At 42.1% G+C, this 12,613-nt stretch carries 11 protein-coding genes; 6 read left to right on the forward strand and 5 right to left on the reverse strand.

Going from position 1 to position 12,613, the window contains the following annotated elements:
* From A6K76_RS11890 to A6K76_RS11905, 4 genes are all read left to right on the forward strand, one after another.
* Nucleotides 1-474, forward strand: a 474-nt coding sequence (locus tag A6K76_RS11890; RefSeq protein WP_281181453.1) for an acyl-CoA dehydrogenase family protein, incomplete at its 5' end; no start/stop codon positions are given.
* Nucleotides 475-705: 231 nt separating this feature from the next.
* Entirely contained in the window at nt 706-1,692 is a 987-nt protein-coding gene (locus tag A6K76_RS11895) for a VOC family protein (protein WP_066465361.1), read from the forward strand.
* Nucleotides 1,693-1,763: 71 nt separating this feature from the next.
* The gene (locus A6K76_RS11900) at nt 1,764-2,801 is read left to right on the forward strand and encodes an AbrB family transcriptional regulator (protein ID WP_083995424.1); all 1,038 of its coding nucleotides are present in this window, start codon (nt 1,764-1,766) and stop codon (nt 2,799-2,801) included.
* Nucleotides 2,802-3,111: 310 nt separating this feature from the next.
* A complete protein-coding gene (locus A6K76_RS11905; RefSeq protein WP_066465363.1) occupies nt 3,112-4,359 on the forward strand; it encodes an MFS transporter in 1,248 nt (415 codons plus the stop codon).
* 51 nt (nt 4,360-4,410) lie between these two features.
* Here the strand turns inward: A6K76_RS11905 and A6K76_RS11910 are convergent, their stop codons facing one another.
* Together A6K76_RS11910 and A6K76_RS11915 are read right to left on the reverse strand one after the other, a co-directional pair.
* Nucleotides 4,411-6,252, reverse strand: coding sequence for a methyl-accepting chemotaxis protein (locus tag A6K76_RS11910; protein ID WP_169818017.1), 1,842 nt, complete (start codon nt 6,250-6,252; stop codon nt 4,411-4,413).
* A gap of 382 nt (nt 6,253-6,634) precedes the next feature.
* Nucleotides 6,635-7,198, reverse strand: a complete 564-nt coding sequence (locus A6K76_RS11915; protein ID WP_066465367.1) for a 3D domain-containing protein — start codon at nt 7,196-7,198, stop codon at nt 6,635-6,637.
* A gap of 386 nt (nt 7,199-7,584) precedes the next feature.
* Here A6K76_RS11915 and A6K76_RS11920 point away from each other — a divergent pair, with 386 nt between their 5' ends.
* A complete protein-coding gene (locus tag A6K76_RS11920; RefSeq protein ID WP_066465369.1) occupies nt 7,585-8,349 on the forward strand; it encodes a hypothetical protein in 765 nt (254 codons plus the stop codon).
* A gap of 43 nt (nt 8,350-8,392) precedes the next feature.
* Here A6K76_RS11920 and A6K76_RS11925 read toward each other — a convergent pair whose 3' ends face one another.
* The 3 genes from A6K76_RS11925 to A6K76_RS11935 form a co-directional block, all read right to left on the reverse strand.
* On the reverse strand, nt 8,393-9,826 hold the full coding sequence (locus tag A6K76_RS11925) for a multicopper oxidase family protein (RefSeq protein ID WP_245671986.1): 1,434 nt from the start codon (nt 9,824-9,826) through the stop codon (nt 8,393-8,395).
* A 109-nt stretch (nt 9,827-9,935) separates the two neighbouring features.
* A complete protein-coding gene (locus A6K76_RS11930) occupies nt 9,936-10,553 on the reverse strand; it encodes a hypothetical protein (RefSeq protein WP_066465371.1) in 618 nt (205 codons plus the stop codon).
* Nucleotides 10,546-11,877, reverse strand: coding sequence for a hypothetical protein (locus tag A6K76_RS11935; protein WP_066465372.1), 1,332 nt, complete (start codon nt 11,875-11,877; stop codon nt 10,546-10,548). The genes A6K76_RS11930 and A6K76_RS11935 overlap by 8 nt, the downstream gene beginning before the upstream one ends.
* A 408-nt stretch (nt 11,878-12,285) precedes the next feature.
* Between A6K76_RS11935 and ppnP the strand changes: the two genes are divergently transcribed.
* Entirely contained in the window at nt 12,286-12,600 is a 315-nt protein-coding gene (gene ppnP, locus A6K76_RS11940) for a pyrimidine/purine nucleoside phosphorylase (protein ID WP_066465373.1), read from the forward strand.
* Nucleotides 12,601-12,613: the final 13 nt, after the last annotated feature.

A 12,613-nucleotide genomic window follows, 5' to 3' on the forward strand; every position in this document is an offset into this window, starting at 1 on the left:
AACACACCGTTCTACCCTGGCTTCTACGTAGGGTTTGCTGCAATGGCAGTTGGTGGCGCTCGTCGCGTCGTTGATGAATTTGCAAAGCATACAGCAGGACGCGTACGCTTCTCTGGTGTGAAGGAAAACGAATCGCCATCGAGCCAGCGTGTATTAGCCGAGCTACATATGGAGCTAGAAGCAGTAGAAGGGTTAATGCGCCAATACATTCACTTAATGGAGCGCGATAAAGGCGGTAATTATGAAGGTCCGCGCTACAAAGCGATTCGCGCATCGATCATCGACAAATCGACAAATATCGGTGTGAAAGCGTTAATTACACTTGGCGGCCACGCATTATTAAAAGGTCACCCAGTTGAAATTATGACGCGTGACTTAATCGCCATCGCAACACATATTACATCTTTATACGAAGATGCAGTAACAGGCTACGGTCGTCATTTATTCGGCATTGAAACAAACATTCAAGGTTAATAAGTTGTAACAAACAATTATTCAATACGATACATCACCTTTTACGCATGAGTTGCTCGAAGCAAGAGGCGGACTACAGCGGGAAAAGCGAAAGTTCCTTTTGCGACGAGTAACCGCAGGAGCATGAGACTTGAGACCCCGCAACCGCTCGCGGAAAGCCTGCCTCAACGCAAAGAGCAACGTCACGTAACGGTGAACGATAAAAAAATCTACTTATGAGGTGAACTATCCATGGAAAAATTTCTTTACGCACCAGAAATCGCAAAATTAGGACACGTTGCATTAGTTTCAGAGGATTTAGAAAAGTCTTTATGGTTCTTCCGTGATACAATCGGTTTAGAGGAAACAGAAGTAGTAGACGGCGTACATTACTTACGTGCATGGGGTGACTTCGAGCACCATACATTATCAATCACTGCTGGTGAAACGTCTTACATCGACCATATCGGATGGCGCACAAAACGTCGAGAAGATGTTGCAACATTTGCAAAGCTGTTAGAAGAAGCAGGCACAGAAGTACGCTGGATCAAGCCAGGTGAAGAAGTAGCACAAGGTGAAGCCGTGCGATTTGAATTACCGAGTGGACATCGTTTCGAGCTTTACTACGACATGGAAAAAACACCAGCAGATGCGTCTCGTAAATCTGCGCTGAAAAACCAAACATACAAATCATGGGCTCGTGGCGTATCACCGCGTCGCATCGATCATGTTAACTTACAAACTTCACACGATAACGCAGAAATCGTGCAATACTTACAAAATGCATTAGGCTTCAAATTACGTGAATATTTCGTAAATCCAGACGATGTACAAGTAGCGAGCTGGTTATCGGTAACAAACTTAGTACATGACGTCGCAGTCATTTCGACAGATCGTTCAAAAGCACCGAACGAAATGCACCATATCGCGTACTGGTTAGACAACGCACAAGACTTATTACGTGCTGCTGATATTTTATGCGAGGAAGACGTAAGCTTCGTTGGTCCTGGTAAACACGGTATTTCACAGGCGATGTACATTTACGTAAAAGACCCAGGAAGCGGCTTACGTTTAGAAATTTTCACAAATGGATATTTAATTTTCGAGCCAGATTGGGAGCCAGTAAAATGGTCATATGAGGAATACTTAAAGAACGGCTCTACTTACTGGGGTGACTACCGCCGCGACGATGTAGATCGCGAGGCACAAAAGAAACAACTTGTTGAATCTAACTCATGAAAGTAAGAACTGTCTAAAAGGTATATCCTTTCAGGCAGTTCTTTCTCTTCTTTATACTAAGGGGTGATAAAATGTTCGCCATCATGAAAGTACTCATCATTGCATGTATCGGTGGCGCGTTATTTGCGCAGCTTCATATTCCGATTCCGTGGATGCTCGGTCCAATTGTTTTTGTTATGCTTACACAATTTATTTATAAAGGCGCATTGAAATGGCCGGCACCGTTTTTAAATATTGGCGTTGTCATCGTAGGTACCGTTATCGGCATTCAGTTTGATACGTCATTGTTTAATCAAATGGGCTCGCTGCTGCTTTATATGGTGCTCGTGAACGTTATTTTAATTGGCGGTGCGCTGCTTATTGCACAATGTACGAGCAAATGGACCGGCTTACCGATGAAGGTTGCTATTCTCGGTGCCATTCCAGGTGGCTTAAGTCAAACAGTTGCGTTCGCGCTAGAGGAAAAAATTACAGACATTAGCACAATCACGTATTTTCAAATTATTCGCCTATTGCTCGTCGTTATGATTGTACCGTTTATCGTATCGGGTGAAGCGATTTCAAAGCCCGTTACCGATGCATCGATGTCGTTTACGCTCGTTGCACTCATTGCTTTATCATGGTGCGTGTCCTATGTGACAAACCGCGTACACTTACCTGTTGCATTTTTCATTACGCCGATTATGTTTGTGCTGACGCTTCAGCTTACGACACCAATCGCGATGCCAGCTATACCAGAGTATACGATGGTCGTTGCACAAGTTCTCATCGGGGCACATATTGGACTTATGTTAAAGCCGCATATGCTCAAATTTCCTAAACGTGTATTAGTCGGCGGCGTTATGAGTGCATTAGCATTAATTTTACTAACAATCGGATCAAGTTATTTAATGATGGGATTGATGGGAACGTCATTTGTATCAAGCTTCCTTAGTGCAGCACCAGGTGGACTCGACCAAATGGTGTTACTTGCAGAAGCCATTCATGCCGACGTATCACTCGTATCCATGTTTCAAACGTTTCGCCTATTATTTATTTTCCTATGTATTATGCCAATTTTAAAAATTGCATTTCGGCGTAAATCGCTCGCATTGCAGGAAAATACATGAATCAAATAATGAAAACATTCCATTCGAAGCAGTCATGTGGCGAATGGAATGTTTTATTTTCAGTTCTGTTAATTAGGACGTGTCTAAAAACTCCAGAATTCAGTATACATGATGGCAAGAAACGAAATAGCGTTCTTTGTCATAACATGGGGTTGCTTTCCACGTCGAGGCAAAGTGAGCCGCAATACACTTCTGCCAATTAATTGGCTAATCAACACGCTTGTTTTATTTTAACACTAGCACATGCGCGCAGCTTACGTTATAACTAAACATAGTACATCATTTTTTGAATCACAAAGGAGTTCTTTCGATGAAAAAATGGCATTACAGCTGGACGATTTTAATCGTAACATTTTTTGCGATCATCGTCGCAGGCATTATTCGCTCATCATCTGGTGTCTTTATTATTCCATTTGAAAATACTTTTGGTTGGAGCCGCGCATCGATTTCATTTGCATTTGCCATTAGCTTGTTTTTATACGGCTTTTTCGGTCCGTTTATGGCGGCATTCGTTGAAAAATACGGCTTAACGCGCATGATGCTCTATTCGATGGGGCTGCTCACGCTCAGTCTCGCCGCAACATTTATAATGCAGCACGAATGGCAGCTCGTCATCATTTGGGGTGTCATGATGGGTACAGGCTCGAGCTTATTTTTAACGGTGCTTAGTACACAAGTTGCCAATCGCTGGTTTGTGAAGCGTCGTGGGCTGGCAGTCGGCATTTTAACGGCGGCGACCGCAACTGGTCAGCTCATTTTATTGCCGGTGCTTGCGGCGCTAGTCGATCGCTATTCATGGTATCATGCGATTGTACTTATTTTCGTACTAAGCATTCTCATGATCGTGCTCATCGCACTGTTTATGCGCAACTACCCAGCAAACGTTGGCATTGCGCCGTACGGAAGTGATACGATTGAGGAAGTAAAGCCGACGACAATCGGTAATCCGTTCGTCTTTGCATTGTCGGCATTAAAGGAAGGGTTGCGTGCGAAGGAATTTTGGTTACTTGGTGGAAGCTTCTTTATTTGTGGTTTATCGACGAGTGGCTTGATCGGCACGCATTTCATTTCGTACTGCATGAGCTTTGGTATTCCGGTCGTGACTGCCGCTGCGATGCTGTCGTTTATGGGCGTTTTTGATTTAATCGGCACGACGCTATCAGGATGGCTTACAGATCGCTTCGACAATCGCTGGCTGCTGTTTTGGTATTACAGCTTGCGCGGGGCGTCACTGATTGCATTACCTTATGCGCTCGCGTCGGATTCGTATGCGCTGCTCATGATGTTTGCAATTTTTTACGGCTTAGACTGGATTGCGACCGTGCCACCGACGATCGGGTTAACTCGCCAGCGCTTCGGTGTACAAAAAAGTGCCATTATGTACGGCTGGATGGTTGCAGCTCACCAAGTCGGTGCAGGAGTCGCAGCGTACTTCGGCGGCGTCGTGTACGAAGTGTGGGATTCGTATCAGCTCGCATTTATGCTTGCAGGTGGATTTTGCTTACTGGCAAGCTTATTCGTCATTTGCATTAAAAAACAGCCTGTTGTGGCACAATAAAAAGGAGTGTGCGAGACGTCGGTTGAGACGTTTCACACACTCCTTTACTTTTTACGTTTCGAAGCGGCGAATTAATTGCTGTAAGTGCTGTGCTTGTGCAGCGAGCTGATCTGCTGAGACGGCCATTTGCTCCATTGAAGCGTTTTGCTCCTCGGTCGTTGCGGCTACTTGCTCGACGCTCGTGTTCACTTGCTTTGCTGCTTGTGCAATATCTTTAGCCGAGCTTAATGCGTGCTCTTTGCTCGTTTGAAGCGTTGCAATTGCTTCGTTTGCATTGTTTACTTTCATGCTTAACTCTGACATGACATGATGAATCGTGTTAAATACTTCACTTGCTTCTTCAATTTGCGTCATACCTTCTGCGACGGCGTGCTGGCTCACATGAAGCGATGTATTTGCAACGGCGCCGGTTTGTTGAATCGTCGTTACGAGCGTTTGAATTTCGCGTACGGCGTCATTCGTTTGCTCCGCTAGCTTACGTACTTCATCTGCTACGACTGCGAAACCTTTCCCGTGCTCACCTGCTCGCGCTGCTTCAATTGAGGCATTCAATGCAAGTAAGTTCGTTTGGTCGGCAATGCCGCTAATCGCTGTGCTAAATGTTTGAATGTCGTTAGCGACGCGAATGAGCTCGTTAAAGTTTACTGTCGTATCGTCAGAGCTTTGTTGAATTTGATTCATTTGTCCTTTTACTTGTGACATCACTTCAACGCCGTTATTCGTTTGCTGTGAAGCGGCTTGTGCCGATGAAATCACCTGCCCGATATTGTCGTTTAAATTCGCAACTTCGCGCCCAATTTCATTTACAACTTCTTCTACATGTGTTGCATAGTGCAGCTGCTCACGTGATTGATCGGCTACTTCTTGAATATGCTCGACAACTTCATGAATCGATTGCACATTTTCCTCTACACTCGCTGATACGTTTGCTGAAAACGTATTTAACTGGCTTGCCGTATCGTCGACGGAATGAATCATGTCCTTTAAGCCAGTCGTCATGTTGTTAAAGCTTGCACTTAATTTGCCAATTTCATCCTCTGTTTCAATAACGACACGCTCTTTCAAATTACCTTCTGCAACTTTTTCAGCGAATGCGGTTACTGTTTGCAGCGGACGTAACGTCTTTGTTAAAATAATGTAGAAGATCGCTAACAATAAGACGAATGATGTCGTGTTTAAAATAATAATCGGCAAGACGACACCTGCATATGAGTTTTTCACGTCCTCATACGGATAAATCGAACCAATTTGCCAGTTCATGCGCTCATTATAGTAACGATTAATAATCACTTTTTTACCGTTTTGCACTGTTTCTAAATAATCATTTTTTAAAAAATCTTCATAAAATGCAATTTCCTCTACGCTGTCGTTAATGGCAAAGTTCGGATGGTATAAAACTGTACCGTTTGCATCAAAGACGAACGTATACCCTGAATCACCAATCGTTACGTTCGGTGCTAGTTCCGCTAAAAATCCTAAATCCAAATCGAGCGTTACAACACCAGTTGCGTTTGGCATTGCTTTTGATACGCTAACGATTAATTCACCCGTTAACACATCTTCATACGGGTCTGTTACAACAACCTCATCTTTATTTTCGATTGCTTTCGTATACCAGTCACGATTATTTGAGTTGTAGCCGTCATCTAAATCAAGCTTTTCTGATGAGTATAGCTGTGGATCATTTGCAAATGCAATGTGAATTCCCATCACGCCCTCGATGCCTTCAGCTTTTACTTCTAGCTGTTCAGATAACGCAGCTTTTTGCTCTTCCGTCACCGGTTTCTTCACTTGCTTTGCTGTGTTTTCCACTAAATTCATTGGCGTTGACAAGTACGTCTCTAAATACGCATTTAAAAACTCAACCTTTTCAACGGTTTCTTCTTGCAACATGCTTTGGACTTCATCCTTAAACAGGTTAATTGATACAATTGTGACGCTTGTCATAATAATTATCAAAAAAATTGCGATAAGAATAAGAAGTTTAGTCTTTATTGATGCATGTTTAGATACTTTTTTAATCATACTTTTCTCCTTATATCCTGAAACTGAATATACGAATTATATCCTACATACTTCACAATACTCAACCTTTATCATGATTTTTATAAATAAAACGAGTAATAAAGTTAAAATACACATTTAATAAGCGTTCACGGTGTTTAAAATCGTATGTGCGTATGAACATATTTTTTTTATACATGCATTTAGGCGGATAATCAAAGTATGTAAATAAAAAAGAGCACATCCCGTTATGACGGAGATGCGCTCTTTTTTATTCATATACTTTAATCGTTACAGTACGACGACCCCAGTTAGTCGCTTGCTTCTTTTGTGGGAAAAACACGTCGATACGGTTGCCTTTAATCGCGCCGCCAGTATCCCCTGCAATCGCATCACCGTAGCCTTCAACCCAAACTTTTGAGCCTAACGGAATGACGCGTGGATCGACTGCGATTACTTTTAAATTTTTGTTTTTCTTTAAGTTAATACCCGTTGCTGTAATGCCTGAGCAGCCTGCGCAATACGCCGTGTACGCTGTTGCGCGCACTTTAATCGTTTTGAACTTCGGCTCTTCCTTCGTCGCAACAGTATTGTCTGCTTTTTCTACCTTTTTAATAACAGTTGGTACTGTTAATGTTTGTCCTGCTGTAATTGTATTCGAACGTAAATTGTTTGTCGTTTTTAATTTTGCGACCGTTGTGCCATGTGCCTGCGCAATTGTCGAAATCGTATCCCCTTGCTTTACTTCATATGTAGCGGCTTCTGTTTCAGTTGTAAATACAAAAAAAGCTAACAATGCTGTTCCAAGGAATGATAATAAATGTTTAAATGACATGAAGTCCCTCCGTTTTATCTTCGGTTATTTCATTTGCTACTATTAGCATACACGTTAATTGTTTCATTTATGTAACAATAAGAAGAAAGAATCATTACGAAATAATGTGTAATATTCATATAAACGGCATATTTGTAACACTTCTGTAACATTACATCGAAATTTCTCTCATTTCACGGTATATATAGGTAGTCATTTCAAAATAAAGTTTGGCATTTCACCGCAACCTATTGTAAAATTTATATATCGTCGTCATTTAGTAGCTTGTATCCATTTTTTTCGCCGACATTTCGCCAAAGAATTGTATGTGAAAAAGAAAAATGCGAGAATACGTGCTATATGATTCATTTCATTATATGATTAATAAAAAAGGGGGCTTTATTTTTATGAAGAAAAAGAATTTATTCCTGACATCAACATTTGCAGCAGCATTATTACTTGCGGCATGTACACCAGGAGAAAAAGACCAAGAAGAAAAAGCAGTTGAGGAACAACCAGCAATCGAGGAAACAATCGAGCCAACTGAGCCTGTAACTGAAGAAGTAGTAGCTGAAGAAGGCGCGGTTGAAGAAACAGATGAGATCGCTGAACCAACTGAGCCAGCAGTAGATGCACCAGCTCAATCGCCATCAACGTCTGAATCAGTTGCACCGGCAACAACTGAAGGTATTTTCACAAATGACGTAGCACCAGCAACACAAGATGCAGGCGTTTCAACAGGCTATGCAGCACCAGCTGTTACGACAGGTGCAATCGACGTGTCAACGAAGAAAGCAAATGAAGTAATCATTTACACAAGTGATGCAAACGCAGAAAATGTCATTCCGACTGCAAAAATTGCATACGAGTTCAAAACAGATGGCCCGATTACAAAATATTTAATCGACCAACTTGGCTATGAACAATATTACAACAAGCACGCTGTATCAGCTGATGAAACAGTCATTATGATCGATTTCAAAGAGTCAATCGTAAACTCTCCACTTGTACAAGGTACAGCTGGTGGTCAAATGTTTAAAGATTCAATCGTAGCGACGATTTTCGAAAACATTCCACAAGCACAAGTAATTAAGCTACGCGTGAACGGTCAAGAGCAAGAAACTGACCACGTTTCATTCTCAGGCGAAATTACACGCGGACAATTTAACTAATAAACAAACGAGCGCTAGCAAAATTTGCTAGCGCTCGTTTCATTTATTCATACACTTCAATTTGCCCCATCATGCCGACATCTTCATGCTCCAAAATGTGGCAGTGATACATGTATAGCCCAACCTCATGGAACGTCACCGCAATGCGCACCTTTTGCCCTGGCTGCACCGTTACCGTATCCTTTAACCCTTGCAAGCTCGCATCCGGCGCTTCACCGTTTACCGAAATGACGTGAAACTGCGTGCCATGAATATGAAACGGATGTGCCATTGCCCCTTCTTCGTTAATGATGTTTTCAATTTCCCACACTTCGGTTACGCCTCGCTGCTGACGTAAATCAATGCGCGTCTCATCATACGTTTGTCCGTTTAATAAAAAGTTTGTTGTCATGCCCTCCATCGTAATGTGCTTCGTCGGCTCCATCGTCGTAACATCTACAGGCAATGCAATCTCATTTAACGTATTGCTATAGTTTGCTTGGACCGCTTCGCCCGTCGTTTCAATCGGCAACACTACGATGTCATCATGCATGAGCGCGACGTCCGCTACGTTCGTTAAATCGACTAAAATTTCCGCACGCTCACCAGCTCCTAGCGTTAACTTCGTCATTTCCTGTGGCTCATTTAAAAAACCGCCGTCTGTTGCAAGCAATTGAAACGGCATATCGTTGCTAAAGCTCAAATAATACGTCAACGCATTTGAGCCGTTTAATAGGCGAAGACGTACTGGCTCGTTGCGCGTCGTTAAAAATGGCTCGACGACACCGTTGATCATCATTGTATCGCCAAGCGTGCTGCTCGTGTTCGCTACGTCCTCATACACGATATTTCCGTCGACGAATGTGCGGTCTTGTAGCACAATTGGAAAGTCATTTACCGCGTAGTCGCTCGGAATATCGCGCACGACATCATCTTCAATGTACAGTAGCCCTGCTAAGCCGTTATACACTTGCTTTGCTGTTTGTCCCATCGGATGCGGATGATACCAAAGCGTTGCGGCTTGCTGCTTGACGACAAAATCGATCGTCTCAGTCACACCTGGCTCAATAACTGCATGCGGTCCGCCGTCTGTTGCATCGCCGGCGACCTCTAAGCCGTGCCAATGAAACGTCGTCGGTTCATCGAGTGCGTTCGTTAGCTGAATCGTCACATGCTCACCTTTCGTTAAATGCAGCACCGGGCCTAAAAAGTTGCCGTTATAGCCGTACGTGTCCGTTGTAATGCCGTCAACGAACGTCATTTCACCTTTTTGTGCCGTTAATGCGTACGTTACGTGTTGTCCGTTTCGGCTCACAGGCTGTAAAACGGGTGGGAACGTTAGCGCTGCGATGCCTTCGTTATGTTGTAATGTGAGCTGCTCATTCGCATAGCGCGTGCCGTGATGTGCATGTACTTGCTCCTCCTCTTTTACTTGCTCGTTATTGCATGCTGCTAGTAGCGCAGCAGAAGCACTTAATATACATAATAGCTTTCTCATCATGAACACTCCTTTTCGCTAGTATAAATCGAAAATGTAAACGATATATAAATTATCGATAACGTGATTAAAAGACGTCAAAAAAGGAGCAATTGCGTACACAATGCTCCTACCTTTTATAAAATTCACCTTGTAGCGATTTGTTCATATCATTTTTAGCAAAGCGGTAATCATCAGCTAGCTTACTTAACTGCTGCATAACGTACTGTTCACTTTGTCGCTCCTGCCATAGCTGCTGCACCGTTTTAAACACTTTCGTTTGCGCAATGATGAGCTGTTTTGGGTAGCTTTCGTATGCTTGATATTTTTTATCAAACAGTATGCTCATATTAATTTTGTCTGCCTCATGCAATAGTACTTGCTCGTCATTCGATAGCTGCTGCAGCGCCTCATCATAAATGTCTAAACAGCAGTTGCAATAAAATGCACTCATTAATAGCGCATGATGAAAATATCCCTCGGTAAACACTTTAAATTTTGCAACACGTTTACTCACAACGATCTGTTCTAAAAAAAATGTCGTCACAGTGTGTTGCATCATCATTTGCTTATCCCAAATTGGCACTTCACGTTCACATAAAAAAGTAGCCACATCATACAATAATAATTTCGCTGTTAACGACGTTTGGTACGAAAAGCGCAACATATATTCAAAGTACCCAAATGCTTCATATGTCTCAATGCGAGCAATATCGTCATTATCTAAATAAAATAAGGAACTACGCATTTAATAATGCCTCCTTCCCGTTGTAACGCTCATAATACATAAGTGCGTACGAATACTGCAATATTTGCTCAAACGTATTATAGTCGTATAAATCATTTTGCACGTAGCTAATGATGACGCGAAACGACTTGTTCGTTTTTTGGCGATACGCAGCGATTATCGGCTTAATATGTTGACGCAAATAAACGATCATTTCCGCTTCAGTTTGCTTAAAAACGTATAACATTTTTGATGAGCTCACCATCGTACAACCGAACAATATACTTTGTAAATTAGGCAACATATGCTCATGCATCGCAAGTTGAAGCGTCTTTAGCTCCTCATCTGACAAATGCTGGCGCTCTACATGAAACATGATGACCGTATATTGCGGCAAAGCACCTCGCTCAATATGACGATTTGCTTTTTTCTTTAGCACTTCAAATCGTATCATGTAGCGCATTAACTCCTCTGTTTTCACTTTATATCGTTGCAGCTTTTGAGCAATTTTGCTGCGCAGTTGCTCGCATCGCTCATACTGCTGCTTATAATGCTGTTTTGCCTCAGCATCATTTATTCCGTCTGCTGCTTCGATCGCGTATTCATACATCACTTGCTGTAAATCATACTGATGCTGAAATCCGGCTGACTGTAGCTCGGCTAACTTCGCAAAAAAAACATCGTACTTTTTACTTTTTAAATAAATGCGCAGCTGCACTACATCTAGCTGACGAAGCTCACGTAAAATAATATTTTCATGTACTACTTGTGCGTTTAAAGCGTCTAGCAATTGCTGTGCATAGTCGTACTGCTGTAAATCAAGAGCAATTTCGATTGGTAAAATAAGCAACATATATTGCTTACGACGCTGTTGACCATTCGTCATACAAATAAACACAGATGACATAAGCGAAACAACTTTCCTTTCATTCAGCTCAAAATGATTTGAAAAAGCCATTGAATTATTTAACGCCACGCCAAGTACGTGAAAGTCTTGCGTTTCTGCCGCAGCGCTAATCGCACGCTTATAGTTCTCAATCGCTTTTTCATATTCGAGCGAAACATACAACACATTTCCTTTCATTAAATAAAATAACGCTCGATATTCCTTATATTCGGGCAAATTCATAAATGTTTCCGCTGCCTGTAATAGCTGATACAAACGCACGCGGTCGTCTAAATAAACAACTTCTCGCACATATTGATCCAACAAAGTATGTAGTAGCTTCGCGTCTTCTTTTTGTACAGCGGTAGCTAAAAAGAAATAAAACTGCTCCACGTATTCTTGCAGTTTATTTTCTTGTCGTAAATGGTCAAGATTCGAAATTAATATCTCGCTTTTCATACAAGCCACCTCCATGAACAATATTATATTGTGACACATTTATGTAGATGAGTTAACATGTGTTATGCAACCCACTTTGAAATGGGCGGGGGCGAAAAAACAACCGTTTAGCTGCATAAAAATGGCGAATTAACATACTCAACATTGTGACTACTATACCCCAAAAAATAGTAATAAAACATGACGTTTAGTAAGCTACGGTGGACGTATGAAAGTTGACTCCAGCGACAGTTTCTTTTGCGACGAGTAACCGCAATGCGCCCCTTCCAGTGAACTGGATCATTCACCCGCTTCGGATCATTTATTTTTTTGTTCTCACTTTTCGATACGTTTCATCGAAAATCGGCATTTACGTACAGCTCCCCGTGCACTATGATAACTATATACTATAAGAAGGCGAGCGATTTCATGACAACTTTTACAGACGTAACAATTGATAAAAAAGCAAATGTTTATTTCGAAGGACGCGTTACGAGCCGCAAAATTACATTTGCAGACGGCTCATACAAAACACTCGGCATTATGCTTCCAGGTACATACGAATTTTCAACAGCAGCGCGCGAGGAAATGGACATTACAGCCGGCAAACTGCGCTACAAGCTAGCAGGCGGTGACTGGGAAACAATCGACGGATCAGGCGTATTTTACGTGCCAGCAAACTCAACGTTTTCACTTGAAGTCGAAACGGTAACAGATTACTGCTGTACATATTTAGAAGATTAATGATTCATCACCG

Origin of the sequence: Caryophanon latum, assembly GCF_001700325.1 — a bacterium.
Taxonomy (GTDB): Bacteria; Bacillota; Bacilli; order Bacillales_A; family Planococcaceae; genus Caryophanon; species Caryophanon latum.

Coding starts and splice junctions, on each gene's coding strand:
- A6K76_RS11915 (WP_066465367.1), bottom strand. CDS start 7,198: ATGTCATTTAAACATTTATTATCATTCCTTGGAACAGCATTGTTAGCT.
- A6K76_RS11895 (WP_066465361.1), top strand. CDS start 706: ATGGAAAAATTTCTTTACGCACCAGAAATCGCAAAATTAGGACACGTT.
- A6K76_RS11900 (WP_083995424.1), top strand. CDS start 1,764: ATGTTCGCCATCATGAAAGTACTCATCATTGCATGTATCGGTGGCGCG.
- A6K76_RS11925 (WP_245671986.1), bottom strand. CDS start 9,826: ATGAGAAAGCTATTATGTATATTAAGTGCTTCTGCTGCGCTACTAGCA.
- A6K76_RS11935 (WP_066465372.1), bottom strand. CDS start 11,877: ATGAAAAGCGAGATATTAATTTCGAATCTTGACCATTTACGACAAGAA.
- A6K76_RS11920 (WP_066465369.1), top strand. CDS start 7,585: ATGAAGAAAAAGAATTTATTCCTGACATCAACATTTGCAGCAGCATTA.
- A6K76_RS11905 (WP_066465363.1), top strand. CDS start 3,112: ATGAAAAAATGGCATTACAGCTGGACGATTTTAATCGTAACATTTTTT.
- ppnP (WP_066465373.1), top strand. CDS start 12,286: ATGACAACTTTTACAGACGTAACAATTGATAAAAAAGCAAATGTTTAT.
- A6K76_RS11930 (WP_066465371.1), bottom strand. CDS start 10,553: ATGCGTAGTTCCTTATTTTATTTAGATAATGACGATATTGCTCGCATT.
- A6K76_RS11910 (WP_169818017.1), bottom strand. CDS start 6,252: ATGTTGCAAGAAGAAACCGTTGAAAAGGTTGAGTTTTTAAATGCGTAT.